The organism is Streptomyces sp. NPDC055099 (assembly GCF_053607685.1).
Genome location: NZ_JBSGUA010000033.1, coordinates 1 through 26,258, shown reverse-complemented (window position 1 = coordinate 26,258; position 26,258 = coordinate 1). Strand labels below are relative to the sequence as shown.

The 26,258-nt window shown below is 69.8% G+C and carries 30 protein-coding genes; 7 read left to right on the top strand and 23 right to left on the bottom strand.

The genetic code is table 11. The features are described 5' to 3' along the window. The first annotated feature begins 76 nt into the window (after positions 1-76). A complete protein-coding gene (locus ACWFRU_RS40090) occupies positions 77-1,087 on the top strand; it encodes an NADP-dependent oxidoreductase (RefSeq protein ID WP_453693432.1) in 1,011 nt (336 codons plus the stop codon). Between the two features lie 28 nt (positions 1,088-1,115). Here the strand turns inward: ACWFRU_RS40090 and ACWFRU_RS40085 are convergent, their stop codons facing one another. From ACWFRU_RS40085 to ACWFRU_RS40055, 7 genes are all read right to left on the bottom strand, one after another. Beyond that, a complete protein-coding gene (locus tag ACWFRU_RS40085; protein ID WP_453693453.1) occupies positions 1,116-1,889 on the bottom strand; it encodes an SDR family NAD(P)-dependent oxidoreductase in 774 nt (257 codons plus the stop codon). A gap of 32 nt (positions 1,890-1,921) precedes the next feature. Further along, on the bottom strand, positions 1,922-2,917 hold the full coding sequence (locus tag ACWFRU_RS40080; RefSeq protein ID WP_453693430.1) for a fumarylacetoacetate hydrolase family protein: 996 nt from the start codon (positions 2,915-2,917) through the stop codon (positions 1,922-1,924). Positions 2,918-3,013: 96 nt separating this feature from the next. Then, on the bottom strand, positions 3,014-3,949 hold the full coding sequence (locus ACWFRU_RS40075; RefSeq protein WP_453693428.1) for a VOC family protein: 936 nt from the start codon (positions 3,947-3,949) through the stop codon (positions 3,014-3,016). A gap of 4 nt (positions 3,950-3,953) precedes the next feature. Next, a complete protein-coding gene (locus tag ACWFRU_RS40070; RefSeq protein ID WP_453693451.1) occupies positions 3,954-5,012 on the bottom strand; it encodes an amidohydrolase family protein in 1,059 nt (352 codons plus the stop codon). Between the two features lie 62 nt (positions 5,013-5,074). Then, positions 5,075-6,205, bottom strand: a complete 1,131-nt coding sequence (locus tag ACWFRU_RS40065) for an FAD-dependent oxidoreductase (RefSeq protein ID WP_453693426.1) — start codon at positions 6,203-6,205, stop codon at positions 5,075-5,077. Positions 6,206-6,246: 41 nt separating this feature from the next. Then, on the bottom strand, positions 6,247-7,209 hold the full coding sequence (locus ACWFRU_RS40060; protein ID WP_453693424.1) for a cyclase family protein: 963 nt from the start codon (positions 7,207-7,209) through the stop codon (positions 6,247-6,249). Then, positions 7,206-8,192, bottom strand: coding sequence for a fumarylacetoacetate hydrolase family protein (locus ACWFRU_RS40055; protein WP_453693449.1), 987 nt, complete (start codon positions 8,190-8,192; stop codon positions 7,206-7,208). The genes ACWFRU_RS40060 and ACWFRU_RS40055 overlap by 4 nt, the downstream gene beginning before the upstream one ends. 335 nt (positions 8,193-8,527) lie before the next feature. Here ACWFRU_RS40055 and ACWFRU_RS40050 point away from each other — a divergent pair, with 335 nt between their 5' ends. After that, positions 8,528-9,439, top strand: coding sequence for a LysR family transcriptional regulator (locus ACWFRU_RS40050; RefSeq protein WP_453693422.1), 912 nt, complete (start codon positions 8,528-8,530; stop codon positions 9,437-9,439). Positions 9,440-9,490: 51 nt separating this feature from the next. On the opposite strand, the gene ACWFRU_RS40045 is transcribed toward ACWFRU_RS40050, so the two are convergent. Next, the gene (locus ACWFRU_RS40045; RefSeq protein WP_453693420.1) at positions 9,491-10,174 is read right to left on the bottom strand and encodes an alpha/beta fold hydrolase; all 684 of its coding nucleotides are present in this window, start codon (positions 10,172-10,174) and stop codon (positions 9,491-9,493) included. A gap of 114 nt (positions 10,175-10,288) precedes the next feature. Between ACWFRU_RS40045 and ACWFRU_RS40040 the strand changes: the two genes are divergently transcribed. Next, positions 10,289-10,846 (top strand): hypothetical protein, encoded by a 558-nt coding sequence (locus ACWFRU_RS40040; RefSeq protein ID WP_453693418.1) that lies wholly within the window; start codon positions 10,289-10,291, stop codon positions 10,844-10,846. A gap of 41 nt (positions 10,847-10,887) precedes the next feature. On the opposite strand, the gene ACWFRU_RS40035 is transcribed toward ACWFRU_RS40040, so the two are convergent. Beyond that, positions 10,888-11,610: a VOC family protein gene (locus ACWFRU_RS40035; RefSeq protein WP_453693416.1), complete on the bottom strand. Its 723-nt coding sequence runs from the start codon at positions 11,608-11,610 to the stop codon at positions 10,888-10,890. Positions 11,611-11,697: 87 nt separating this feature from the next. On the opposite strand from ACWFRU_RS40035, the gene ACWFRU_RS40030 reads away from it, so the two are divergent. Beyond that, positions 11,698-11,952, top strand: coding sequence for a hypothetical protein (locus ACWFRU_RS40030; protein ID WP_453693414.1), 255 nt, complete (start codon positions 11,698-11,700; stop codon positions 11,950-11,952). Between the two features lie 72 nt (positions 11,953-12,024). On the opposite strand, the gene ACWFRU_RS40025 is transcribed toward ACWFRU_RS40030, so the two are convergent. The 3 genes from ACWFRU_RS40025 to ACWFRU_RS40015 form a co-directional block, all read right to left on the bottom strand. Next, positions 12,025-12,840, bottom strand: coding sequence for a methyltransferase domain-containing protein (locus tag ACWFRU_RS40025; RefSeq protein ID WP_453693412.1), 816 nt, complete (start codon positions 12,838-12,840; stop codon positions 12,025-12,027). A gap of 150 nt (positions 12,841-12,990) precedes the next feature. Beyond that, positions 12,991-13,611, bottom strand: coding sequence for a DJ-1/PfpI family protein (locus ACWFRU_RS40020; RefSeq protein ID WP_453693410.1), 621 nt, complete (start codon positions 13,609-13,611; stop codon positions 12,991-12,993). Between the two features lie 70 nt (positions 13,612-13,681). Continuing rightward, positions 13,682-15,001: a lipase family protein gene (locus tag ACWFRU_RS40015; protein ID WP_453693408.1), complete on the bottom strand. Its 1,320-nt coding sequence runs from the start codon at positions 14,999-15,001 to the stop codon at positions 13,682-13,684. Between the two features lie 365 nt (positions 15,002-15,366). Between ACWFRU_RS40015 and ACWFRU_RS40010 the strand changes: the two genes are divergently transcribed. Further along, positions 15,367-16,254, top strand: a complete 888-nt coding sequence (locus ACWFRU_RS40010) for an MmyB family transcriptional regulator (RefSeq protein ID WP_453693406.1) — start codon at positions 15,367-15,369, stop codon at positions 16,252-16,254. A 16-nt stretch (positions 16,255-16,270) separates the two neighbouring features. On the opposite strand, the gene ACWFRU_RS40005 is transcribed toward ACWFRU_RS40010, so the two are convergent. Then, complete coding sequence (locus ACWFRU_RS40005) at positions 16,271-17,038, bottom strand: class I SAM-dependent methyltransferase (protein WP_453693404.1); 768 nt, start codon at positions 17,036-17,038, stop codon at positions 16,271-16,273. A 78-nt stretch (positions 17,039-17,116) separates the two neighbouring features. Between ACWFRU_RS40005 and ACWFRU_RS40000 the strand changes: the two genes are divergently transcribed. Next, positions 17,117-17,785, top strand: coding sequence for a hypothetical protein (locus ACWFRU_RS40000; RefSeq protein WP_453693402.1), 669 nt, complete (start codon positions 17,117-17,119; stop codon positions 17,783-17,785). Positions 17,786-17,846: 61 nt separating this feature from the next. Here ACWFRU_RS40000 and ACWFRU_RS39995 read toward each other — a convergent pair whose 3' ends face one another. The 5 genes from ACWFRU_RS39995 to ACWFRU_RS39975 form a co-directional block, all read right to left on the bottom strand. Beyond that, a complete protein-coding gene (locus ACWFRU_RS39995) occupies positions 17,847-18,749 on the bottom strand; it encodes a hypothetical protein (RefSeq protein ID WP_453693400.1) in 903 nt (300 codons plus the stop codon). 127 nt (positions 18,750-18,876) lie between these two features. Continuing rightward, positions 18,877-19,848 (bottom strand): DUF3500 domain-containing protein, encoded by a 972-nt coding sequence (locus ACWFRU_RS39990; RefSeq protein ID WP_453693398.1) that lies wholly within the window; start codon positions 19,846-19,848, stop codon positions 18,877-18,879. A 146-nt stretch (positions 19,849-19,994) separates the two neighbouring features. Next, a complete protein-coding gene (locus ACWFRU_RS39985; protein WP_453693396.1) occupies positions 19,995-20,384 on the bottom strand; it encodes a DUF6086 family protein in 390 nt (129 codons plus the stop codon). Positions 20,385-20,421: 37 nt separating this feature from the next. After that, positions 20,422-20,655, bottom strand: coding sequence for a peptidoglycan-binding domain-containing protein (locus ACWFRU_RS39980; RefSeq protein ID WP_453693394.1), 234 nt, complete (start codon positions 20,653-20,655; stop codon positions 20,422-20,424). Between the two features lie 672 nt (positions 20,656-21,327). Then, positions 21,328-21,738 carry a helix-turn-helix transcriptional regulator gene (locus ACWFRU_RS39975; protein ID WP_453693392.1) on the bottom strand — a complete coding sequence of 137 codons (411 nt, stop codon included), beginning with the start codon at positions 21,736-21,738 and terminating at the stop codon, positions 21,328-21,330. Positions 21,739-21,866: 128 nt separating this feature from the next. On the opposite strand from ACWFRU_RS39975, the gene ACWFRU_RS39970 reads away from it, so the two are divergent. After that, complete coding sequence (locus ACWFRU_RS39970; RefSeq protein WP_453693390.1) at positions 21,867-22,430, top strand: STAS domain-containing protein; 564 nt, start codon at positions 21,867-21,869, stop codon at positions 22,428-22,430. 20 nt (positions 22,431-22,450) lie between these two features. Here the strand turns inward: ACWFRU_RS39970 and ACWFRU_RS39965 are convergent, their stop codons facing one another. The 5 genes from ACWFRU_RS39965 to ACWFRU_RS39945 all read right to left on the bottom strand — a co-directional run bounded on the left by ACWFRU_RS39965 (position 22,451) and on the right by ACWFRU_RS39945 (position 26,056). Continuing rightward, the gene (locus tag ACWFRU_RS39965) at positions 22,451-23,308 is read right to left on the bottom strand and encodes an alpha/beta fold hydrolase (protein ID WP_453693388.1); all 858 of its coding nucleotides are present in this window, start codon (positions 23,306-23,308) and stop codon (positions 22,451-22,453) included. After that, a complete protein-coding gene (locus tag ACWFRU_RS39960) occupies positions 23,305-23,931 on the bottom strand; it encodes a TetR/AcrR family transcriptional regulator (RefSeq protein WP_453693386.1) in 627 nt (208 codons plus the stop codon). The genes ACWFRU_RS39965 and ACWFRU_RS39960 overlap by 4 nt, the downstream gene beginning before the upstream one ends. Positions 23,932-24,016: 85 nt before the next feature. Further along, complete coding sequence (locus ACWFRU_RS39955) at positions 24,017-24,556, bottom strand: GNAT family N-acetyltransferase (protein ID WP_453693384.1); 540 nt, start codon at positions 24,554-24,556, stop codon at positions 24,017-24,019. A 95-nt stretch (positions 24,557-24,651) separates the two neighbouring features. Beyond that, on the bottom strand, positions 24,652-25,560 hold the full coding sequence (locus ACWFRU_RS39950) for a phospholipase (protein ID WP_453693382.1): 909 nt from the start codon (positions 25,558-25,560) through the stop codon (positions 24,652-24,654). A gap of 298 nt (positions 25,561-25,858) precedes the next feature. Beyond that, complete coding sequence (locus ACWFRU_RS39945) at positions 25,859-26,056, bottom strand: hypothetical protein (RefSeq protein WP_363212987.1); 198 nt, start codon at positions 26,054-26,056, stop codon at positions 25,859-25,861. Positions 26,057-26,258 lie beyond the last annotated feature (202 nt).

Genomic DNA, 26,258 nt, shown 5'->3' with positions numbered 1-26,258 from the left:
ATTCGGATCAGTGGTTCACTTATGTGGATCGCTGATCCGAATAAGCGTAACTCGCGGCGCGGGCAGGAGAAGAACGATGCCGACACACACGATGAGGGCAATCCGCCTACATGAACACGGCGGCCCTGAAGTTCTGCGCTACGAGGAGGTGCCGCTTCCCGTACCGGGGCCGGGCGAGGTGCTCGTCCGCGTCCATGCAGCAGGCATCAACCCTCCCGACTGGTATCTGCGCGACGGGATGTCCAACCTGCCTCCCGAAACGAGGCCGAAGTTCGCGCTGCCCGTGATCCCGGGGACGGACCTGTCGGGCGTCGTCGAGGCCGTGGCTGCGGATGTGGACGGCTTCTCCGTCGGCGACGAAGTCTTCGGTCTCCTGCGCTTCCCCAGCTTCGACGGCAGCACCTACGCCGAGTACGTCGCCGCGCCCGCCGCGGACCTGGCACTCAAGCCGGTCGCCATCGATCACGTGCACGCCGCAGGAGCGCCCATGGCCGGGCTCACCGCGTGGCAGTTCCTGATCGACCTCGGACACGATCACCCGTCGCCCTTCCAGGCGGCGCGACACCGCCCGATTGCGCTCGGCGCCGACACGACGGTGCTCGTCAACGGCGCCGCCGGCGGCGTCGGGCACTTCGCGCTACAACTGGCGAAATGGAAGGGCGCACAAGTCATCGCGGTGGCATCGGGCGCACATGAAGCGTTCCTGCGCGAGCTCGGCGCCGATCAGTTCATCGACTACACCAAGAGTCGTCCCGAGGATGCCGTGCGTGACGTCGACCTCGTCCTCGACACCGTCGGCGGTCCCGACAGCAAGCGTTTCCTGCGTACGCTCAAGCGCGGCGGCTCCCAGTTCCCCGTTTTCTTCGGAGAGTTCGACGAGGAAGAGACCGCCAAGCTGGGCGTCACGGTCACCGGCACCCAGGTCCGCTCGAACGGCGCGCAGCTCGCCGAACTGGGGCGTCTGCTCGACGCGGGCACGGTCCGCGTGGCAATCGACAGCACGTTCCCGCTCGCGGACGCCCGAGCCGCGCACGAACGCGCCGCCCGAGGCCACATCCGCGGAAAGATCGTGCTCGAGACCGCTTAGCGCGATGAGCGGTTCTCACCGACCCGGGTCAGGTCCGGCGGAGAGCGTCGGACACCGCCTTGGCGCCGCCGTGCGAGGTGTAGCCGCCGTCCACGGGGATGTCGGCCCCGGTGATGAACGACGCGTCGTCGCTGAGCAGGAACCTGACCAACGGAGTGATGTCGTCGACCGTGCCGGTGCGGCCGAGCGGGGTGTCGCGCAGGGTCGTGTCACGGAAGGCGGCCGGCGCGGTCGCCGTCATCTCCGTCTCGATGAAGCCCGGGTGGAGGGTGTTCACGCGGATGCCGCGCGGGCCGAGTTCCATGGCCGCGGTCCTCGACAGGCCGCGCAGGGCCCACTTGCTGGTGGTGTACGCGACCGGGTAGTGGGCGGTCAGAGCCGCCGAGGAACCGACGTTGACGATGGAGGCCCCCGGCCGCATCAATGGGGCGAGGTGCTGGATGCCGAGGAGCGGTCCGGTGACGTTGACCGCGTGGACGCGGGCCATGTCATCGGCGCGTACGTCATCGATCCGTGCGCGCCAGGTGATTCCGGCGTTGTTGACCAGGCCGTGCACCTGCTCGTACGACTGCCTCAGTTCGGCGGCCAGTTGGGCCCAGTCCGTGTCGCTGGTGACGTCGAGGCGGCGGACGCCGGGTGCCTCGGCGACGTCGGTGGCGATCACGCGGGCGCCTTCTCGGGTGATCGCCTCGGCTTCGGCGGCGCCCTGGCCACGGGCCGCGCCGGTGACGACCACGACCTTGCCGCGGAGGCGCTGGGGACGTGGGCCAGAAGGTGGGCCAGTCGCGGCCTGTGGGTCGATCACGGCTTGCGGGTCCGTCACCTGCGGGTCACTCACGGTCGCTCCCTGGGGCGGCGCCGGGCGGCGGGGATCGGGCGAGGTTCGGGGCCGGGCACCACGGTGTTGGAGACGGTGCCGATGCCTTCGACGGTGAGGGTGACGGTGTCGCCGGGCTTGAGGGGCGGCGGGTCCTGTCGGCCGCGCAGACCCCAGAGTTCGGCGAGGCAGCCTCCGTTGCCACAGGTTCCGGAGCCGAGGACATCGCCGGGGACCACGCGGGTGCCACGTGAGGCGTAAGCGACCATCTCTTCAAAGGTCCAGCTCATGTTGGACAGCAGGTCCGTGCCGACCACCTCACCGTTGATCTCGGCGATCAGGGTGAGCCGGAGGAAACCGTCACTGTCGCGGTAGGGCTCCAGTTCGTCGGCGGTGACCAGGTAGGGGCCGAGGGTGGTGGCGGTGTCCTTGCCCTTGCAGGGGCCGAGGCCCACCCTCATCTCGGCCGACTGGAGGTCCCGCGCGGACCAGTCGTTGAAGATCGTGTAGCCGACGATGTGCTCGCGGGCCTGCTCGGGGCTGAGATCGCTGCCCTCGCGTCCGATCACGGCCGCCACTTCGAGTTCGAAGTCCAGGACCCTGGCTCCGGGCGCCGCCGGGATGTCGTCGTGCGGGCCGTGGACGGCGTGGGGGTTGCCGAAGTAGAAGGTCGGGGCCTCGTACCACTGCTCGGGGACGCCGGCGGTGCCCTCCACGGAACGGCGTACGCCCTCCACGTGCTCCTCGAACGTGACGAAATCCCGTACGGAGGCGGGCTGCAAGGGCGCCAGCAGCCGCACCTGGGAGACGTGCGGGCCGGCCGGCACGTCAAGTGCATCGGCGCCGCGGTCGAGGAGGCCGCGCAGTCCGTCGCCGGGGGCGAGCAGTTCGGTCAGGGAAGTGACCCCGGGCAGGGGGTAGAGGGTTCCGTCGTCCTCGACGACGCCGACGCGACGTTGGTGTTGGTGTTGGTGCTGGTGCTGGTGCTGGTGTTCGTAGGCTGCGAGACGCATAGAGATCTTCTCCTGGCACAGGAAAGTGACCGGGGGCGCGGGATGTGGCGTCAGGGCGTTGACTGGGTCACCGCGCCCCCGGAGTTCGGGATGGGGTCAGACCGGCGGGGCGACGAAGCAGCCGCGGTCGACGTCGTTGAACGACTCCTTGGCGACGAACTCGTTCATCGCGTTCGCGGTGCCCCACTGGTCGGTGACCTCGGGGTCGGAGAAGTCGTACACGTGGGGGTGCCAGGTGTCCTCGTCGAGCATCTCCAGCTCGGTGGTGTACTCGACGGTGTTGCCGTTCGGGTCGAGGAAGTAGGTGAAGGTGTTGTCTCCCGCGACGTGGCGGCCGGGGCCCCAGATCTTGTGGTGTCCGGCACGGATGACGCGGCCCGATCCGCGCATGTACTCGTCGATGCCGCGCAGCTCGAACGAGATGTGGTGCAGGGCCGCGTGCGGGCCCTGGGCGATGGCCATGGAGTGGTGCTGGTTGGAGATGCGCATGAAGTGCATCGCCTCGCCCATGTTCGGGTGCATGAGCGTGTCCGAGAGCTTGAAGCCGAGGTGGCGTTCGTACCAGGCGCGGGTCGTGTTCAGGTCGGGGGCGTTGAGGACGACGTGGGAGAGCTTGACCGGGATGGCCTCCTTCGCCTCGATCTTCCGGTGCCGGCGCACCTCCACGTCGGTGGAGACCTCGATGGTGCGGCCGTCGACATCGAAGAAGCGGAAGCCGTAACCGCCGCCCGGGGTGTCGATGGCGCCAGGCTGCGTGATCAACTGCACGCCATCGGCGAGGAGTTGTTCGGCGAGGGTCTCCACGTCGGCAGGGGTCGAGGCCCCGTACGAGATGAGGTCGAGGCGCTTCTCGGCGGCCTTGCGCAGCCGGACCACGTACTGCTCCGGCGAGCCTTCGGCCGCGAGGAAGGAGATGCCGGAGTCCTCGGTGACCTTCGTGAGGCCCCAGACGCCGGAGTAGAAGTCCAGCTGCCGGTCGTAGTCGGGCACGGCGAGGTCGACGTGGCGCAGGTGAGTGAGCAGGCGGGTCATGATGTCAGTCCTTCCGGAAGAGTGCGGCCGCGTTGGCGCCCCGTACGGCGTGGAAGTCGGCGTCGGGCAGGTGCGCGGCGCGCAGGGCACCGACGGGGTCCTGGGTGCCCATGTCGAAGGGGAAGTCGGAGCCGAGCAGGACCCGGTCCGCTCCGGCGGCGCGGATCAACTCCCTGAGCACGTGCGGGTCGTGGACGAGGGAGTCGAAGTGGAGGCGCTTGAGATAGCTGCTGGGCGGGTGTGCGCAGGCGATGCTCGCGTCCGACCGTGCCGACCAGGCGTGGTCGGATCGGCCGATGTGCGTGGGAAGGTAGCCGCCGCCGTGCGCGGCAAGCACCTTCAGGGCCGGATGCCGGTCAAGGACTCCGGAGAAGATCAGGTGGGAGAGTGCGACGGCGTTCTCGGTGGGCTGGCCGACGGTGTTGGACAGGTACCACTGGTCGAGGCGCTCGTCGAGCGTGCAGCCGAAGGGGTGCAGGAAGAGGATGGCTCCCGTCTCCTCTGCCCGCGCCCACAGCGGCTCGTAGGCGGGATCCGACAGCTCGCGGAACAGCCCGCGGTCGGGGGTACGACTGGGAGCCAGACTGGAAGTGTGGCCGGGAGTGTGACTGGGAGCGTGGCTGGATATCTCCACGCCCAAAAGGCCTTGTTCCAGGGCGTGTTCGAGGGCGCGGACCGCGAGGTCCGAATGCTGGAGCGGCGCCAGGCCCAGGCCGCGCAGCCGTTCGGGGTCGGCCGAGCAGTGGGTCGCGGTGGCCTCGTTGGCCAGACGGTAGACCTTCTCGGCCGTCTGCTCGTCGGCCCAGTAGTGGTAGTGCGAGGGCGACGGGCTGACCAACTGCACATCGACGCCTTGGGCGTCCATCGCGGCCAGCCGGGCCGAGGGGTCGGTGAGACGCGAGATGCGTTCGCCGATCATCGGTCCGTTGACGGCCAGGGCGGCAGGACCGTTGCGCCGGGCGTCCAGGGCACGGGCTTCAAGGTGACCCGGCAGCCCGCTCACCAGAGCGTCCACCTCGGGCAGCAGCACGTGCGCGTGCACGTCCACGGTGGGCGCGGTCACGGCGGAGGGCGCCGCCGCTCCCTCGGTGCGCGCGGTCAGGGCGGCTCCCCCGGCAGGCGCGGTCACGGCCGCTCCGTCAGCATGGCCATGATGCGGCCCATGAGGCCGGGGACATCCGCGTCGCGTACGCCGTCCAACTGCCACTGCCCGATCTGCACGGATGCCTCGACCACGGCCCGCACACGCGGTATCCGCCGCTCGTGGTACGCCCGCAGCAAGGCGTCGTCCCAGGTGTCGGAGCCCGTGAGGAGTTCGGCGAGGACGAGTGCGTCCTCCAGGGACAGGGCGGCGCCCTGCGCGAGGGTGGGCGGGCAGCAGTGCGCGGCGTCCCCGACGAGGACCACGCGGCCGCGGTGCCAGGAGCCCTCCACCAGCAGCTGGTCGAACCAGGTGTAGTTGACCTGGGCCGGGTCGGTGATGTGTGCGGTGATCTCCGGCCAGTGGCCGCCGTATGCCTTGGCGATGCGGGTCATCTCGTCCGCGTACGACTGTGGCGGGATGGAGGCGCGATCGCGGGCGGCCTCGACCACGAACGCGTAGAGCGTGGTGGCGCTTGTGGGGCAGTAGCCGGCGATGTAGGCGGGACCGCCGTAGGCGAGGTCAGCCCGGGTCACGCCCTCGGGGCGCGGGGCGGCGACGCGCCAGATGGCCATGCCGGTCGGCTTCGGCTTTGTGGCGATGCCGATCGCGGACCGCGTGCCGGAGCCGAGCCCGTCGGCGGCGACCACCAGGTCGTAGCGGCCTTGGGCACCGTCGCTGAACCGGACGTCGACGCCGTGCGCGTCCTGCTCGAGTGAGGTGGCCGTGACACCGAGGCGCACCGTCGCGCCGCTCTCGCGGACGGCTCGCATCAGAATGCGCTGCAGTTGGGGGCGCTGCATGCCGACGGTGGCGGGCAGGTTGTCGCCGCCGCTGCGGAGGTCTTCGGAGACGTGCAGAACGGTGCCGTCGGGGGCCGTGATGCCGACGGCGTCGAACCCGAAGCCGGATGCCTCGACCTCCTTCCACACGCCGAGTTCGCGCAGCACGCGCAGGGCGTTGCCCTGGAGGGTGATACCGGATCCGGCACTGGCGTTCCAGCCGGGCTGGGCCTCGATCAGGTCGACGGGCACCCCGGCGCGACGCAGCAGGATCGTCACGGCGTTTCCGGCCGCGCCGCCGCCGATCACGAGGACCTTGCGGGTCTGATTCATGAGGGAACTCCTCTGTTTCACGGTCTACTTGACTCCCCGGGCTACTTGACGGCGATCGGGTTCACCGGGGAGCCGACGGCGCCGGTGACGGGCAGCGGCGCGGCGGTGAGCCAGAACTCGTACACGCCGTCGGCGGCGCAGTCCTCGGCCAGCGCGTCCAGGTCCCACATCTCGCCGATGAGCAGGCCCATGTTGGGGATGGCGACCTGATGCAGGGGCTGGAAGGCGTGCTCGAACTCGTTCGGCCGGACCTCGAAGCCCCAGGTGTCCGTGGCGATGGCGGCGATCTCGGTGCGGTGCAGCCAGCCAGCGGTCGTGAAGGACAGACCGGGCGCGTCACCCCCCGCGTAATCACCCCACCCCTCGCGCCGCGCCCGGGTGAGCCGTCCGGTACGCACCACGACGATGTCGCCTCGACCCACCCGCACACCGTGGGCCTCGGCGGTCGCGCTCAGGTGCTCCTCGGTGATGGCGAAGCCGTTGGACAACTCGCCGTCGTCACCGACCACATGGCCCACGTCGAGGAGGACACCGCGCCCGGCGACGTGCGCGGCCATGTGCTCGATGCCGGTGACCAAATCACCCTCGGAGGTCACCACTTCCTCGGCCGGGCGGCCGTTCCACGCCTTGCCGTGGTCGAAGATGTGGCCGAGGCCGTCCCACTGGGTGGAGCACTGCAACGGCATGGCGATCACGTCGTCGGCGCCGCCGAGACCGTGCGGGAAGCCCTGGTTGCCGAGGGCCGCGTCGGTCCCGGTGTCCAGCATGGTGTGCACCGGGTTCGTACGGCGGCGCCAGCCCTTCTGCGGACCATCCATGCCGAACCGTTGCGACAGGGAGAAGCTGGCACCCCGGCGGGCGAGCGCGGCGCCTTCGCGCCGCTTGGCCTCGTCGAGGAAGTTCAGCGTGCCCAGTACGTCATCCGCGCCCCAACGCCCCCAATTCGAGAACGACTTGGCGGCCTCGGCTATCTCGCGCTCAGGGTCGGTGCGATCCAGGCTCACGAAGCGCCCTCCGCCACACATCGGGTGCGCTGCGCGCCGAGCCCGGTGATCGAGCCGTCCATGACGTCGCCGTCACGCAGCAGGCGTCCCCAGTGCATGCCGTTGCCGGCGGGAGATCCCGTCAGCACCAGGTCACCGGGCAGGAGCCGGGCGGTGTGGGAGGCGTACGACACCATGCGGGCGACGTTGAAGATCATGTCCTTGGTGGACTCGTCCTGCATCGTCCGGTCGTTCAGCTTCAGCGTCAGCCGCAGGTCGTCGGGGTTCGCGATCGAGTCGGCGGGCACGATCCACGGGCCGAGCGGGGTGAATCCGGGCGCGTTCTTGCTGCGCAGCCAGTCGGTGCCGATCTGCGGCATGTCCCGGCGGAAGACGGTCGCGCGGTCGGTGAGGTCGTTGGCGATGGTGTATCCGGCGACGTGCTCCAGCGCCTCCCCCACGGTCAGCCGGTGGGCGGGGCGGCCGATGACTGCCGCCAACTCCAGCTCCCAGTCGGGCTTTTCGGCCCAGAGGGGCAGCTCCACATCGTCGTACGGGCCGGTGATGGCGCTCGGCAGGCCGATGAACACATACGGCAGGTCCTCGACCGCCCGCCGGTCCATGATCTCCGCGGCCTCGGCGCGGGCCTCCTCCACGGAGCGTCCGTCGGACGGGTCGCGGTGGGCTACGTGCAGATCGATCACGTGCTGCCGGTAGTTGGCCCCGGACTGGAACACCTGACGCGGCTCGACCGGGGCGTGCACGTGGAAGTCCGCCAGCGGCCGGCGTACGGCCTCTGCCGCCGCGTCAGTGACGGTGGCGGTGTCGGCATCCGTGACGGTGGCCAACTGGTGCAGGAGGGGCAGCAGTTCGGGCCACCGATCCAGCACGGTGCGGATCGTCTGCGTCGGGTCGCCCAGTGCCGCCCTGAGGTCGAGCACCTGCTGATCGGGCGTGACGAGGGCGGGAAAGGCGACCTCGTCGGAGCCGGAGAGCGTGGCCAGGGCGAAGGGCCCGGCGAAGGGGGCGAAGGCGGGAGCGGATTCAGGTGCGGGAGTGGATGCGGGGGCGTGAGCAGGTGCGGGCGTGGGAGCAGGTGCGGGCGTGGGAGCAGGTGCGGGCGTGGGAGCAGATGTGGGCGTGGGAGCAGATGTGGGCGTGGGAGCAGATGTGGGCGCGGGTGCGGGTTTCACGGATGTGTCCTCCTGACGGCGATGCGACCAATCTGACGCCGCCCCCCACGATCATGGAAATCGATTCTGTGGATACTGATCATCCGCCGTGTTTATAGTCGGTGGTCAGAGCCACGACCCGCCCACATCGCAGGGAGAACGAACCGGTGAACCTTGCCCGCCTCGACCTCAACCTCGTCGTGGCCCTGCACGCCCTCCTGGAGGAACGCAACGTCACCCACGCCGGGCAGCGCGTGGGCCTCAGCCAGCCCGCGATGAGCGCCGCGCTCTCCAGGCTGCGCAAACACTTCGGCGACGAGCTGCTGGTCCGCACGGGCGGCCAGTACGAGCTCACGGCCTTGGGGCAGGTACTCCTCGACCGTACGGGCACGGCCTATGACCTGCTGGAGCGCCTGTTCAGCAGTCAGGCCGTCTTCGAACCGGCCGAGGAGGAACGGGAGTTCACCCTGCTGGCGTCCGACTACGCGGTGGCCGTCTTCGGGTCCGCGCTCGCGCGGGTCGTCCACCGCGAGGCACCCGGCATCCGGCTCAGGTTCACGCGAACGCCGCCCACCGTGATCGACGAGACGGGAACGCTGCTGAGCGCGCACGACGGGCTGCTGATGCCGCACGGCGTCGTCAGCGACCTGCCGTACACCGATCTCTACGAGGACAGTTGGGTCTTCATCGTCGCCGACGACAACGACGAGGTAGGCGAGCAGCTGACGCAGCAGGACCTGGCCCGGCTGCCGTGGGTGACCTACCAGCGGACCTACGACGCCCCGGCCGTACGCCAGTTGGCGATGCTGGGGGTCGAGCCGCGGGTGCAGGTGTCGGTCGACACCTTCCAGTCGCTCCCCCTCCTGGTCGCGGGCACCCACCGGATCGCGCTCATGCAGGAACGCCTGGCCCGCCTCTTCGCCGGCATCGCGCCCGTACGCATCATGCGGCCGCCCTACGACGCGGTGCCGCTGCGGGAAGCCCTGTGGTGGCACCCCGTACACACACGCGACGCCGCCCACATGTGGCTGCGCTCCACCGCGGCGCGAGTCGGGGAGGGGCTGGCGCGGGGCGCCTGACCGGTCGACCGACCAACCCATTTCCCGCCCGGCCGCACAACAGAAGACACGTCAGCTCTTGGCCGCCGCAGTCAGAACGTCCGCCAGTTCCCTGGGGCGGCTGAGCGCGACGCAATGGCTCGCCGCGATCTCGTCGGGGGCCACGCCGAGGCGTTCCCACGCGAGCCGGCGCTGGAACTCCGGCGGAAGGAAACGGTCCTCGGCGCACACCACGAACCGGGTCGGCACCGTCGGCCAGGCATCGAGCGGCCACGGTTGGGCTGACGCGGCCGAGGACGGGTGTGCCCGTTCCTTGCTCAGCGTTTCCTCGGCGAGCGCGTGCGGGACATCGTGGTAGAAGGAGACGTACGGATCATCGTTGCCGGTGAGGCCGCCGTCCCGGTCGGCCTGGCGCCGCGCGGCCTCGGCGTAGCCGGTGTTGCTCCACCACTCGTCCGGTGTCTCACCGGGCTCGGGGACCATCCCGGCAACCAGGATCAGCGCGTCGACCTGACGGCGGGCGGCGATCAGGGGCGCGGTGAACGCACCGTACGAATGGCCCACGACCACGAGATCACGACGGTCGCCGACTGCCTCGACCACGGCGTCCGCGTAGTCGTCGAGCGTCAGCGAGTCGTCGTCGCCCGGAAGATCCGGCGCCACCACGTCGTGCCCGCGCGCCCGCAGCTCCGCCTCGACCAGATGCCAGGACCAGCCGACATCACCGGCACCGTGGATCAACACGAACGCACTCACAGCAGGGCTCCCGTCCTAGGGGTGGCGACGACCGTGCACCACATCCCTGCCCCGGGACGGCACTGAGTACCGCTACTCATGTGGTCGATGACGGCTCATTCGTACTGTCGTCTCATGAGGAACGCCGTCATCTCCCTGACTCTGCTGCTTGCCGCCCTGTCGACCACCGCGGGGTGCTCCGCGTTGGAGCGGGAGTACCCTACCGCCGAGCCGACGGCGCTCGCGCAGCGTCTGACGGACCGCGCGCAGTGGGCGTACGAGGGCATGGCACTGCCGCGCCACGAGGCCGTGGCGCCGGTCCGGGTGATTCCCGGTCACAGCTGCTATGCGGGAGGCTTCAGCATCGAGAAGACGCTGCCGGACGTCGTCACCTTCGACCTCAGCTGGACGGTCAAGGATGTCTCGGCCGACACCGCACGTGCCGCGGAGACCCGCCTGCGCAAGCAGTTCGTCTCGGCGGGCTGGACCGTGACCCACGACAACAACCGCCAGGGCAAGACCTTTGTCGAGTTCGGTTTCCGCGTCCAGGACCCGAAGACGGGCGATACGTTCGACCTGGACTGGAACGACTCGACGACCTCCCTCTTCCTGTCGGGCTACACCCAGTGCGCGAAGGTCCCCCAGTCAGCGGCCGACAGCCCGTCACCGGACACCTGGGCCCCGCAGATCTGAAGATCTGAACGTCTGGACCCGCACGGCACGCGAAGACAGACTCACTCCTCCCGCTGCCAGACCTGGAACGTCAGTCCTTCCGGGCTGCTCAACCGGGCGCGGCGACGTCCTGACTTCCCGGACCAGATGGAGGGGTACGGGTCCTGGCCGAGGTCGCGTGCGCGCGCGATCACGCCGTCCAGATCATCGACCTCCACCACAAGCTCCCACTGCGGGGCGGATGCACCCTGGCCGTCGGCGGCAAGGAAGTCGGCGCAGCTCAGGAGCGTTCCTGTCGTCTCCTCGTAGAAGCGCCGAGCATCGTCCGGCTGGTCGCATGCCAAGATCATTCGGTGCGGAGCGCCCGACAACCGGGACGGGAACGTCCACCCGGTGAAACGGTGCGGCTGCCAGAGCGAGAAGGCGGCGCCGAAGGGATCGATGAGTGTCGCCAGGCGGCCCTGGTCGCCCGCGTCGAAGGGAGGTACGACAAGGCGAGCACCGTGCGCCGTCGCTGCTGCGGCACGGCGGTCGACGTCCTCGACCGCCAGGTAGTACGCGATGTGGGCGGGAGTTCCGGGCGGATAGACAGGGTTCGCCAGGTCACTCACGCCGCCGATCAGGTGCCCGTCGACGTCTGCCTTGGTGGCCTTGCGCCAGTCCTCCTCGTCGACCGCGAAGCGCCAGCCCAGCGTCGCGGAGAAGAAGGTGGCGGTGGCGGCCGGGTCGCGGGTCTTGAGGTCCATCCAGCAGAACTCGTTCACTGAACCCAGAGGGGGCGTCATCCTGTGCTCCTTGTCATCACGATGCTGGATATCGGGCGTCCGGACGGCTCCGCAAGTCGTTTTCAACTGCGGGCTTAGGGTGGGGCCATGAGTGATCAGGGGACGGGAACGACGCACGGGGTATGCACCGGCTGCGGGGGCAACGAGGTGTACGAAGGGCAGGCCTACTACGGACAGGCCCTGCCGAAGGTGCGGCTGAAGTTCGGGGCGCTCCGTGGAGAGACCGTGCCGACGTCGGCGCTGGTCTGCGCGAACTGCGGACGCCTGGAGTGGCGCCTCCTCCTCGACAATGACGCCAGGGACGGCATCCGGCAGCACTTCACCCACGTCCCGCCCAGGTAGCGGGTAGCGGAGAGGGTGACGGCAAGGGGATACGTTCGTGGCGAGCGGGCCCTCCAGGCTCGGCTGCGCCGATCACCTCGCCGTCTGGATCTGCCCGGCCCGGGAGATGAGATGGAAGTGGCGGGCGATCTGCCGGTAGGGGTCGATCCGGCCGGCCTCCCACTCCGCCTGCACCACCTGGTCGAAGTCATCTCCGGAGTGCTCGTCCTCGAGGTGGTCGGTGAACACCCGCACCCCGTACCACCGCACAAGCTCCAGATCGTGTTCGGCGAAGATCCGCAGGACCATCGCGCGGTCCACGCCGCGGCTGACCGTGCCGATGCTGTTGTCCTCGACCGGGCTGTGCAGCGCCTTCAGCGCGCCGCTCCAGTCACGGGCCAGGCCTCGTCGTATGGCCAGGGCGTCGGCCTGATAGGCGAGGACGGAGATGATGCCGCCGGGCCGCAGGCACTGGGCCAGTACGCGCAGCAGCGGGGCCGGGTCTTCGAGGTACATCAGGACGCCGTGGCACAGCACCGCGTCCCACCCGGTGCCGACCAGCCGCGGGGCGTGTTCGCCGAAGCCGCGACGGAAGGTGATGCTGCCCGGTGCCTTGTGGGCGTGCGGCAGCCAGGAGGAGCGAGCCCTGGCCAGCATGGCGTCGTCGGGGTCGAGCACGGTGACGTGGTGACCGCGCCCGGCCAGCATCCGGGCCTGGACGCCGGTGCCGCCTCCGACATCGAGCACCTGCTGCGGCCGCGCGTCCGGCAGGTGCTCGGCCAAGGCGCGGTCGACGAGCTGGTGGCGGACAGCGCCGCGGAGCGTCGTGCTGCGGCGGGCGTAGCGGTCGGCGAGCCTTTCGCCGAGCGGTTCGCCGGGACGGTCGGGCGTGGTCCAGGAATTCACCATGGGGATCTCTGAATCTGAGGCGGGGGCGCGTCTCGTGCCGGGACAGCTTGGCCAACGAAGCGATGTTGCGTAGGAAACGGCTCAACTCCCGCCGGGCGCTGGCCTATTGCCGAATTTGGGCGGACTGCCGCGATGGGCCTGGTGGTCCGGTCAGCCCAGAGTGCGAGCCCGTTCGAGCACCTCGGGGGGCGCTTTCGCCACCGATCCGGTGTCGAAGGGGGGCTGCGGATCGTACTCGGTGTAGAGCTGGATCGCCTGGGCGGTCACCTCGTCACTGAGCAGGGCGGCCAGTTGCACGGCCATGTCGATGCCGGAGGAGACCCCGGCCGAGGTGATCACCCTGCCCTGCCGGACCACCCGCTCGGAGGTGTAGCGGGCGCCGTACGACTCCAGTTGGGTGGCCGCGTCCCAGTGCGTGGTGGCGGTCAGGCCGTCCAGCAGGCCGGCCGCTCCCAGCACGAGGGAGCCGGTGCAGACCGAGGTGGTGAAGCGGGCGCCGGCGTGGATCCGGCGCACCCAGTCCAGGAAGGCGGCATCGGCCACCATGGTCAGGAAGCTGCCCCCGCCCGGGATCAGCAGGACGTCACAGGCTTCCACCTCGGCGTATCCCGTCGGGACGTGAACCGGCAGGGAGCCCAACACGTCCTGCACCAGGCCCGGTTCAGCCGTGACGAACCGTACGGTGGCGTCGGGGACGTATCCGAGGATCTCGTACGGGCCGATCGCGTCGAGCGGCTCGAAGTTGTCGAAGAGCGGGATCACTATGTCCATGGGCCGCAGACTAGCCACCGCCGTCCTGGGGTGGCGGTGGCTGGTCTGCGGGAGGGGGCTGCCTGCCGACTCAGGCCCCGCAGTTGCCCGAAGCCGGCTCGCCGGCGAAGCGTCGGCCCAGCCATTCAAGTGCCGGGCCGTTGCCCTGGATTGCCGTTCCCACGTGGGACTGTCCTGCGAAGGACCTCCACTCCACGGCATTGCCCTTCGCGCACCAGTCGGCCCGCAGCTTCTGCCCGACCGCGTAGGGGATCGTCTCGTCCGCGTCGCCGTGGTAGACGAAGGTCGGCGCCGACGGGCGCTTGGTGCCGATCAGTTGCTTGGCGATGGCCTTCTTCCACTTGGGCTGGTCCAGCGGGTTGGAGGTGGTGACATCCTCGATGGTCTTGCCGCGCCCTGCCTCCAGGACCGTGCCGACACACTCGTTGCGCACCACCTCGGCGAGCCTGCGGCCCTCCTTGGTGAGGTACTTGTTGAGGGCCAGGGACGGGTCGGCGGCGTTCTGGCCGACTGCGGACATCAGCAGATAGCCGGCGCTGTCCCCGCCTTCGAGCGATTCGGCGACCTTGGCGAGGTCGGCGGGGACTCCGCCGCTCGCGGTTCCCTTGACCTTCAGCTCGGGAGCATACGTCGCGGCCATCTCGGCGGCCTTCGCGCTGGCGCCGCCGCCCTGGGAGTAGCCCATGATGCCGACGGGCGCGCCCTTGGAGACCCCGTACTTCTTCGCCTCCGGGTGCCGCTGCGCCGCGCGCGCCGCGTCGAGGACGGCGCTGCCCTGCGCCTTGGCGACCATGTAGGTGTGGTCACCGGGGGTGCCGAGGCCTTCATAGTCGGTGACGACGACGGCGTAGCCCCTGACCAGCGCGGCATTGACGAGCGGCGCCTCGGCCGTCGTACCGCCCGGGAAGCCGGCGGAGGGCGCACACTTGTCGCCGAGACCGACCGTGCCGACGGCGTAAGTGATCAGCGGGCGTGGGGTGGCTTTGCCGTCGTCGGGGACGATCACGGTGCCGGAGACCTTGTTGGGCCGCCCCTCGGCGGTGGTCGACCTGTAGGTGATCTTCCAGGCCTTGGTGGGGGTCGGAACGCCCGGGGTGTACTGGAACGAGGACGGCTTCGAGCTGAGAATCTTGCCGGGGGTCTTCTTCTTGCCGGCGTGCTTCCCGGCCTGGCCGTGGCCGTGGCCGTGGCCGTGGTGCTTGCCCTTGCCGTGGTGGGCGGCAGGGGCCTTCCCGGCGGCCTGCGCCGCCGCGTCGGCCGCGGGGGCGGCGTCCGGGGCACCGGCCGGCGCGTGCGCACTCTCCGCGGCGGCGGACCCGGGAAGCCCGAGCACCGCCACCGCGAGGACGGCACTCGCGGCCACCGGTCGTCTGCGTAGCGCTGACATCATGCAGCTCTCCCAACTCTCCTGTGGGCAAGGGGGGTTGGTCAGCACCGTACTGACCCGTCAGTAATACGGCCATAGATGTGCGGGGCGCGGCGACGCCGACCATGGCGTCCGCACCTTCGCCGTATCCACCGCGCCCGGGGCATATCGCCTGATGGTAGCGGTGATCCCGCCTCTGGGAACGCTCTTCCTCGTCGTGCCGCCGACCACCCCGGATCACAAAAGATCTAGGAAATCGGGTGACCGCGGCTATACGCTCTCTGGACCTTTCGACGCCCCGGGCACTTCGCGGGCGTGCCCGAGGGTGGTCTGTCGGCGTCGCGAGGTGGGTCACTTGCCGCACAGCCGCCAAGGGGGAAGGGTTCGCAGTGAACAACAGGGAGGCCCAGCAGCACCTGCTGCGCCGCAAACGCGAAGCGATAGACCCGGTCGAGCTCGGCTGGCCCCAGCGTTCCGGGCGTGGGCGCCGCGCCAAAGGCCTCTCGCAGGTCCAGGTCGCGCGGGCCCTGCATGTGTCGGAGCGTACGTACGCGGCTCTCGAGCGCGGCACCATCGCCTCCCCCGCTCCGGAGCTGCTTGACTCCGTGGCGCGCTTGTTGCGCATGGAGGACCGCGAGCGGTCGGCTCTCTACGTCTATGCCCTGGGGCACGAGCCGCCGTCCTCCATGGATCCCGCGGCGGGCACGAACGTGCCGAGCGCCTGGCAGAAGGCCGTGCGCAAGGTGACCGGGCAGCCCTGCTACATCAATGACGTCGCGTGGAACATTCTGGCGGCCAACGACGATTTCATCCGCATGTTCCCACAGGAACCGGGCAAGCCTCCCCGCCTGCCGGAACACAACCTCATGCGGTGGATGCTGCTGCGCGAGGAAGCACGCGAGCACCACTTGGTGGACTGGGAGAAGCGGTGGGCCAGACCGGTGGCCGCGAAGCTGCGGACGACGGTGGCCGCACACCCCGGGAACGAAAACCTCCGGCGCCTTGCCCAGGAGGTCAGCGACGACCCGGTCGCGGGCCCGATCTACCACGACCACAACATCGCCTACGTTCAGCACGACGGGGCCCAACGGCCCATGCGGCACGCGGGCTTCGCCGTCCCGGAGGGCTCCCCCGGCCTGCGGGACCACTGCTGCGACCGGCACGCTCCCTCACAGCTGGGCAACGTGACGTTGTGCATGGCTCAGCCCGACGCCTCGCCCGGAGCACGGTTCTTCTTCCTCGTCTTCGAACCGCTGACGACCACTGACGGCTGCTGAAAAGCGCTGAAAGCCGCTACTGCCCGGGGCGCCGACGGGCGAGATGAACAGTGAGGTCGGCGGCGACCTCGACCCTCTCCGGCAGGACCCGTGCGATGTGCCGCAGCACCTGCCCGCGCTCCGAGGGCGGCAGCATCAAATAGGCCGAGATGGTGGCGAGTTGGCCGACGTAGTCGCGCGCGCTCATCGTCAGGCGCCTGCGGATCGTGGACTGCTGGACGTCCGTGAACACCTCGCTGTGCTGGAGCTCCGTACCCGGCCACTGCATGTCCTGCTCCGGAGGCGTCCCGTCCGGCGACGGAATGTCGTCACTCTCCAGGAACGGCGCTCGCGCCACCCGGACGGCTTCCCTCACCGCTGGGTCCGCCGGCCGGAGCGGCCCGCCGAACGAGGCGAACACGCCCCCCGGCTCCAGGAACGCGGCCACCCGTGACCAGCGACCTTCCGGCTTCGTCCAGTGCAGGGCCGCCGCCGCGTACACCAGCCCGTACCTGTCGCCGGGTCGCAAGTCCTCGAACGCGGCCCGCTCTGTCCGGACACCTGCCGGGACGTGCTTGCGCAGTTCGGCGAGCATCTCCCCATCGGGGTCGGTCGCGGTGACCGCGACACCTTGTCGGGCGAACAGCCGGGTCGCCTTGCCCGTCCCGGCGCCGATCTCAAGGGCGGTCCGCACCGGCCGGCCCGCGTACGCCATCACCCTGTCGACCAGCTCCACGGGATACCCCGGCCGAAACCGCTCGTACGCTTCCGCGATCGATCCGAAGCTCAGTGCGCGATCCGACATACGGAGCATCCTGACACGATCCCCTTGAGGCCATCGGCCGCCCGGAACACGACACTCACCGCGCTCTAGGGTGTCCCCATGGCCGAAAGTGACGCGAAGACATTGCCGACAGTGCTGCCCGCCCACGCGATCGAGGTCGGTGTCGAGCCGCTGGACCGGCCGGCACGGAACTCGGTGGGCGGTTGGCCGTTCCTCGATGAGACTCAGCCCTGGCCCGAGTGCTTTTGCGGCGACCGGATGGCCCTGTTCTTCCAACTCGACATACCCCTGGATGTGGAGTACTTCGGCGGAGACCACCTGCTGGTCTTCCACTGCCGTACGCACAACGACGCGTCCGACCCCCAGCTGTCCGCCGGTCGCCTCGTGCCCCGCTACTGGGAAGCCCCGCAGCCGCCGCACCCCAGCCCGTTCTGGCGCGTACTGCTCCAGCGTGCCGCCGAGCCGGCGTCCGAGGCGGAACCGTCGCTGAGTGCCCTGCCCCTGACACTCAAGGCCTTCGCGGACACCCCTGACGCGCGGGGGCTCGGATCCCAGACGTTCAAGGTCGGCGGTACGCCGTCCTGGGCGCAGGAACCTGAGCACTACACGTGTGCATGCGGGGCCGAGCTGGTGTACGTCTGCCAGGTGCCCGAGGGCATGGAGTTCGGCGGCGACACGGATGCCCTGTTCCTGGGCAACGAGATCTACCTGCTCGCATGCCCGGCCCACTGCGACCCGGCCGCGGTCTGGCCGGTGAACCAGAACTGACGCTCGGCCTCGCCAGGTCGCACCCATCGGTGCCGCCGCCCCCTTGGATGGTCAGGGATGGTCAGGCCTTCTGCTTCCCCTGCTTGATGACCTTGTTGGTCATGTCCACCGTGTCGGCGGCCTCGGGGGCCTTGACGGTGACGTCGGTGCCGAAGTCACTGAAGTCCATGACTATCTTCGCCTTGACCTTGTCGCCGGAGGCCTTCTCGCCGGAGGACGCCTTGGATGTGCCGCCTCCGCCCTCACCCGTCATCGAGAACTCCATCTGCTGGCGCCTGGTCAGGCCCTTGCCGTCGATCCACAGGTCCATCGGAAGAGTGTCGCCGAGCTGCTGCCGGAGCATCTTCTGCTGCTCGGGGCTGCCCTTGGCCAGCTTCTCCACATCGACCGCGACCCGATAGTGCGTGGTCTTCACGCCGCCGACCTGCGCTTGGCCGACCTTCTTCACGTCCTTCTCGGACAGCGACTTGGTGTAGGCGAAGGAGTCGGCGGGGTCGTTGATCTTGGCTCCGCCCGCCCCGCCCGACCCACCCGCGGCCTGCAGTCGCTTGAGGTCGATCTTCATCCATGCCTTGCCTCCGGGCAGCCCGCCACTGCCCTTGGGGGGCTTCTGGTACAGGACTTTGTCCACGATCCGCTGCTCGATCCGCTGGCCTTCCTGCCCCAGTTCGATATGGCTCTTCCCGTCGCCGAAGTCCATCACCCCGGACCCCTGGACGGTTTCGCTGCGGCCGCCCGAACTGGCCGTCGCCACCACCTTCACCTGGGCCGAACCCGCCTTCGACGTCTTGTCGTTGGTGACCTGCACCACCTGCGCCGGGGACTTCGCCCGCTCTTCACCCGCCGACCGCGAGCCTTGGTCACCGTCGTCTCCGGAGCCGCAGCCCGTCAGGGCGCCGGCCCCCAGCAGACCGGCCAAGCCAAGGAGTGCCAGACGGGAAGCGCGGGACGTAGCGTTGATCATCGAATCCACCCCTCGATACAGATACTGAGCCTGTGTCAGGTCTGCGCTCAGGTGCCCCATGCATGACACCCCACGCATTCGGTGGATCTTTCTACGCTCCCTGCAGTAGACAGAACGGCCGCTCCGGTCAGGCCCCGTGCTGCTCCGTGTAGTGCGCGCGGAGCAGGTCGGCGCCCCAGTCGTGACGGATGTGCCGCCAGACCGAGTGGGCGTGGTTGCCGTCGTCCTGGGTGTTGTCGTACTCGATGAGGAAGTCCGGGGCCCGCACGCAGTAGTAGTGCTGCTCTCCGGGCTCGCGGCCACCGGCCCAGGCGAACGACAGGCCGTCCAGTCCCTGGGCCACGGTCTCGGACCAGCACTCCCGCGCATACGCGGCGGGCGCGCGGTCCAGGTAGCGGCGCACCAGGCGCTCGAGCATGTCCTGCTGCCCGGTGGTCATGTCGCCGTACGTCAGGCCGGTCGGCAGCCGGTCCGGATCGGCGAACGGATCATCGCGGGTCAAGATGTCGTCCGGCGGCGCGGCGGCGAAGACGGCTTTGCCCCGGCGTCCGTCGTCCAGGTCCGTGACCAGTTGTCGGGCCAGGTCCTCCTCCGGCCCCAGCAGACGGCGGCCCGCCTGCGGGCCGTCCGGGACGCGTGCCGGTTCCGAACCGATGAAGTGCGGTGTCACCCGCATCCCGGTCGCCGTGATCAGTACGTGTACGGCGAGATGGTGGCCGTTCATCCGCCAGCCCCAGGGACCGCCGTCGTCCGGGTCGCCCAACAGGCGCACCCAGTACCGGTCGCCCCCGGTGCCGCCGACCGACGCGCGGCGATACCGCTCCACTTCGATCGCCCCGCGCGCCAACTCCGCCCCGGCGGCGCTGTGCGCAGCGGTCAGCACGGCGTCGACGGCAGCGCGCTGGTGGCTGTCCAGGTTCTCGGTGGACAACCCGGGGCGCGAGCCCGGCAGGTACGTCCACTCCCGCAGCTCGGGCGCGTCCAGACGGGAAGGCGCGGCGCGCAGCACACGCACCTGCTCCGGTTGCAGCACGCGCAGCAGCTCATGGACGGCTTCCCGCACCTCCGCGGCCGCCGCCTCCCACCGATATACGTCCACCGTTCCTCCTCCCCACCGCGCCGTCCCCGGCACTCCCGCCAGGCGATGTCGTCCCCCTGGGGCCCATGATGCGTCATTCGCCCACACCACGACACCGGATCCCGGCCCCGCCGCCCTCCGGCTCCCATCGGGACCCACCGGCGCCCTCAGCGGGCCATCGAGCGGTCCACCTGCACTGCCCGCGCATCCAGCGCGTCGGCCACGGCCGAGCAGTCGGCTCCGGGTCCGGGCATCTCGACCTCGATGCCCGCGCGCCGCGCCAGCGCCAGCGCCGTCGCCACGAACCCTTCGGAGAGAGTACGGATCACGGGATGGCAGGTCCGGCAATGCCGGTCGACCAGGCCGCGCATGAACTCCTCGTACACGACCACATCGACCTCAAGCGTGTCCGGATCGCCCCAGTGCTTGCCTTGGCCGATGCCAGAGGGCAGCCCGAGCTCCGCCTCGAAGACCTCGACTTGCCGCAGGAAGAGGAGCCCCGCGCCGTTCGACGGGTTCCACAGTGTCTCGTCACCGACATCGAAGTACATGCTCATGGCCGATCCCCCCTGTTCAGCAGCCCTCGCACAAGCCTCACATGGCCGCGGTCCTGATGGCGGTGCGGGTGCCGGGGCCGTAGACGCCGAGTGGTTCGGGGATGGCTTGTGCCTGTTGCATGCGCGCGACCGCGGCTGCGACGTCGCGGCTGTAGTAGCCGTCCACGGGGCCCGTGTAGAGCCGGAGTTGTCGCAACTGCTCCTGCAACTGCCGCACGGAGCCGCCCGTGTTGCCCACGCGCAGCACGCTCGACGCGTTGCTGACGGACACCCTTGAGTGGTCTGGCGCGCCGTCGGTCTTCGCCGGGGATCTCCGGTGTGGGGTGGGTTCGCCGGGCGGGTTGGGTGTGGCGGGTGCTTTGTCGGGCGCGGGTGGGGACTGGCGGCGGGGAGCCTCGGGCTGCTCCGCAGGAGGCGCGGCGTGCGGCCTGACCGGGGCGGGGCCGTGGGGCTGGGCCAGGAGCGCGGCGGTGAGGGTCAGGAGGGCCGCGGACGCGTAGCCGTACGAGAGCGGGGGGATGCTCCGTCGGGTTCTGGGCGCACCATGGCGGGAGGGGTGCGGGCGCGAATGTCGACGCGTGGCGGCGGCCGCACGATGGCGCCCTTTCCTCTCCTTGCCGGGCGCGGCCGACGCGCTTGAGGGTGTCATGTGCGTCGGCTCGCCCACTGGACGCGGAACCCCGAACCTCGTACGCGGACGGCGGTCTGTCGTCCGCGTCAGGTAGGCGGAAAGCGCCGGGTACATGGACGGGTCTGGGACGGTTGCTTCGGAACTCACACGACCGAACGTAGACGTCAGCGCGCCGCCGATCCCTCGCTGACGGCCCCGGACAGTGATCCTTAAGGTTGCGTTGATCGCTGCCTCAGGACCGGATAAGCGGAACCCGTGATGCCTGGTCCCTCGTCGCTCGCCACTCGTCGCCTGCGCACCCCGTCGCCTGCGTCACGCGCTGACGCGACGGCGGCCCTCGTGTCGACCCTCGCTCTGGCTCTCGTCTCGGCTCTCGCTCCGGCTCTCGTGTCGCGACTCGGCATCCGATGACACGGCGCGGCCGGCTTCGTCCCTCAGCAGCAGGGACAGGAGCGAGGCCACGGGCAGTCCGGACTCGGCCGGGTGGCGCAGTGCTTCGCTGGGCGCGATCCGGTAGGTGTTGCCGCGTCCCTGCCGGACGTGCGAGAGGTATCCGTCCTGCTCGAGGTCGGAAATGATCTTCTGGACAGCGCGTTCGGTGAGTCGGCAGCGCGCGGCGATGTCGCGGATGCGGGCGTTGCGGTTGTCGGCGATGGCCGCCAGAACCCGCGCGTGGTTGGTGAGAAACGTCCATCCGGTGTGTGGCTCGGGCACTTCATCCATGTGCCAACTCTAGCGACCGTGCGTACACGTTTTCAAAAACACGTACTCCTTTTCAGGTATTAGTTGACGTACTTGGGCAGCAGAAGGCAGCCTAGGAGCGGCGCTGGGCAAGACGAGAGGAAGAAGCCATGCCGGAGCCTGCACCCTCAGAGCAGCCCCCCGGCGGGGAGGCTGGTGAGCACGCATGGGACACCCATCCGTCGCTGCCCCGACTTCAGCCGCCGACCACGGTCGACACCGTGCGGGACGGCGCCCGGGTGACCGTGATCATGCGCGGAGAACTCGACCTCGACACCTGCCAGCAGCTCAGGCCCGACCTGCTCCGAGCCCTGGGCGGCTCGGCCCAGGGCATCGACCTGCAGTTGAAAGAGGTGACGTTCTGCGACTGCTCGGGGACCAACCTCATGCTTGACCTGCACCGCCTGGCGCTGCGACAGGGCAAGACCGTGACGGTGCTCTCCAGCAGTCTCGCGGTGGACCGGATGTTCGAACTGACCGCCATCCGTGATCTCTTCGAGCCGAGCGAGCCGCCCGACCACGGTCCGTGCGACGGACTGAGCCACGAGGTCGCGCCCCGGGCGTGCATCCCACCACAGCCAGGAGCGGCACCGACAGAACATCCCGGCACCGTGCCACAGCCAAGCCCTGCCGCAACGGCGACGCCTCCGGTGCCTCCGCGGGGCGTCACCTGAGCCGTCCCCCGGGTGCACGCTTAGCAGATCCCCTCCAGGAACGGGATGATCGCGTCGAGGAAGTGCTCGTTCCGGTCGCCGGCCACCATGTGTCCCGCGCCTGCCACCTCCACGCGCCGCGCGCCGGGGACCTGGTCGCAGAACTGCTCGGCGATGTCCTCGCGTACGACATCGCTGACCTGGCCCCGGACGAGCAGGAGCGGCACACCGGCGTTGCGGCCGGCCGACAGCAGACGCTCCGCCATGCCCGGCGGGTCCATCCGGCCCTCGAAGCTGTCCAGCATCCTCGGGTCCCAGTGCCAGATCCACCGGTCGCCGTGTCGCCGCAAGTTGTTCTCCAGCCCGGGGCGGGCCACCGAACGCGGGCGCTGCGGCAGATGGGCGCCGACCGCCGCGGCGGCCTCCTCCAGGCTGGAAAAACCCTCCGGGGCGCCGCGCATGAACTCGACGATCCGGTGGAATCCGCGCGGATCGGGGCGGTGGGCGACATCGACGAGCACCAGAGCCCGCACCGCCGCCCTGGGTGCTTCCCCGGCGGCGAGCAGCGCGCTCAGGCCGCCCAACGAGGCGCCGACGAGCACTGGTCGGCCGCCGATCGCGGCGACCAGCGCCCGTACATCCCGCGCGAACAGGCCCAGGTCGTAGTCGCCGTCGGCCGACCAGCCGCTGTCCCCATGCCCACGCAGATCCGGGGCGATGGCCCGCCAACCCAGCGCGGCCAGCCGAGCGCCGGTCCGGCTCCAGGCGTGCCGCGTCTGGCCACCACCGTGCAGCAGGAGCAGAGGCGGCCGGGACTCCTCGCCCCACACATCCGCCGTCAGCATGAGTCCGCCGCTGCCCGTGAAGGTGCGTGGCTCCGGCCGCGCGTCGGCCGTCACCCCGTGCTCCGGCGTCGCAGTGGCTTCAGCAGTTCCTCGCGGCTGGGGTCCGCGGCGGCCGCTGCGAGTGCGACGTCCAGTGCGAACAGTGCACGCGAAAGGAACCGGTCGTCATCGATGAGGGCGGCCACCCACTGATGCAGCGCGCCCACGCACGCGGCGGCGACCACCGCGGCCAGCGCGTCGATGTCGACGTCCGCGCGCAACAGGCCCTGCGCCCGCGCTTCCTCCATCGCTTCACGGAGCCGGGTGAGCGGACTGTGGTCGAGCACCAGACCGCTCGCCTCCCACGCGCGCACCATGCGACGCGAGACCACCGGATCGGCCACGAAGAGCTGCACCGTCGTACGGACGACCGCGTGCGGGTCACCGGTCCCCTGCCCCGCCAGGCGGTGCTCCAACTCCTCCATATACCCGGCCGCGAGCGCCTCCCAGATCCTCTCGCGCGGCCCGATCAGGTTGTAGACGGTCGCCGGAGCCACCTCCGCGCGCTCGGCGATCCGCTCGACGCCGATCCCCGACTCCGGTCCCTCACGCAGGAGTTCCCGCACGGCCTGCACGATCCGTGTGCGCCGCCGTGCCTTGTGTCGCTCCCGCAGTCCCCGATCGTTCCCCGGCTCCATGCCGCCCGCCCCCTTCACTCGCCACCGCTCGAACTTAGAGAGGTCTCTAAATTTAGGGGTGCCTTTAAGGTGCGGGCAAGCACCGTCACATGGGCAGCGAAAACAGCCGCACCGGCTCCGCAGGCCAGTACGCGTCCTCGTGCAGGGGCGTCACCATGGTCCGCAACGGCATGGTCACCAGGCGGCCTTCGGGCTGTTCGACGAGGACGTCCTTGTCGACCGGGTGCCACCCCAGGCGCTGGTACAGCGGTACGAGGGGAGGCCGGCAGAAGAGGAGCGCGTGCTGCGGCCCCATGGTGCGCGCGTGGTCGAGCGCCGCGTCGACGACGAGCCGGGCCAGCCCCTGGCCCCGCATGTCCGGCGCGACGGCGACGCCCCCGACACCCACCACGTCCGTGCGGTCCTCGCCGAGCGCGACCGGCAGTCGCAGCAGGCCCGCGTGTGCCACCAGCCGTTCGCCGAGCCTGACTCCGAAGTGTTCTTCCTTGGGCAGCCAGCTCAGCCCGGTCCCGGCAACGCCGAAGGGATCGACCCCGTCGCCGAGGATCTGACTCTGCTCCGTCTTCGTGTAGCGCGCGAGACGCACCGTGGTCAGCGCCATGGAGGATTCGTTGTTCTCAGACATCCCCACATGATGATCTCTGCCCCGAAGACCCTCCAAGGGCCGAAGACCGTCCAAAGGGTTGCCCAGTGGCCGGGCAACCCCTTGGCCCGTCGCCGTCAGCTCCCGAAGGGGATGTCCTTCGGGGTGGCCATACGGCGGGTGTCCGGGTGCGCCTTGACGTAGTCCGTGATGTACGAGAGTGACTCCCGCACCGCGCTGTCGTCGGTGCCGCAGCCCTTCGGGCCGTTGACGCCGTCGGGGTAGCACGACATCCGGTTGCCGTAGATCAGGCTGTCCACTGTGGCACCGCCGTCGGCGGAGTCCAGCAGCGTGGCGGCGCGCTCCCCGTCGCCCTTGCCCACCGTCCAGCCCACGGTCTGCGCGAGGTCTCCGGCATCCCTGGCCTGCCTGCCGGCCTCGAGTTCCTTGCGGATGGCGCCGAACTTCAGAGCCATGTTGAACAGACCGTTGTCCATCACGCGCTGCTTGCCGGGGACTTCGGGCCCGTGCTCGGCGAAGCCGTCACGGACCTTCGCGTAGTCGCCGCTGTAGCTGACCGCTTCCATGGGCTTGAGGTCGCCGAGGAGGCTCTTCCAACCGCTGCCGCCCTCCGTGCCGTAGAAGCCGTAGAGGACCCGGATTCCCTTGCTCTCCAGCTTCTCGCGCGCCATGTCCCGCAGCGCGGCCACGGAGCAGTGGCGCCACTCGGGGTCACCGCTGTCGCACCAGTCGGGGTTCTTCATGTCGAGCCAGACGAAGGAGACGCGACGCCCGCCCTCGTGCTCCTTCGCCACTTGGTCGAACATGTCCGACATGGTGTCGCCGGCACTGGTGAGGGTGCCGTCGTGGTCAGCCCACCAGCCCTTGCGCCAGGCCGTGGCGTCGATCTCCAGTGCGTTGGCCCCGTTGGACAGGGCCGTGGTCACCCCGCCCGTGGTCAGCACCCGGTGGGCGATGGCCCAGGTGGGGCGCTGCTCGGCCGCCTTCGGTGCGGGCTTGGAGGTCTCGTCCTTGGGTGCGGCCATGGCGGCTCCGGTGCCCAAGGCGGCTGCGGAGACGACCAGGGCCAGCGGGAGCACTGCGGCGCGAAGCCGACGTGATGCGGTAATGAGGACGGGTCCTTTCTGTTCCCCGGGCTGCGTGGTGCGGCAGCCCGTATGCCGTGCGGTGGCTGCCTTCTGCGCAGCCGACGGGCCTGCTGCCCGCGCCCGCAGCACCCTACGTCAAGTTACCCATGGGTAACAGTGGGGTACGTCCTGTCCCCCTGCCCCGAGCCGGCCCCAGCACGCCGGCAGGAAGTCGATCGAGGGCCATCGAGGGCGCTCAGTAAGCCGGGACGAAAAGCGCCACGCCCAGCGCCACGACAGCGCACAGCGCTCCCGCCATGGCCAGCAGGATCGCCTGAGCCTGCACGGCATCGGCGTCCTCCCCCTCGCGAGGGGCACGGCTCAGGTCCCACACCGCTTGGATCTGCACAGACAATCCGATGACCACTCCGAGCAGGACGATGGCGTCGGTCATTGCAGTCTCTTTCCTCCGCGCGGCGACGGTCGCGCTCGGCGCGCTCGCAGCTCTCTTCCTGTTCCCTCTCGTGGCGCTCTTCCAGCAGCGCCTCCCAGGCGACCAGGGGGCTCGAGCATGCGCCGTACATTCCGATGATCTACCGGCACCGCGCGCCCTCGACGGTCAACGCGCCGCAGCGATTCGATCTCATGCACGACCG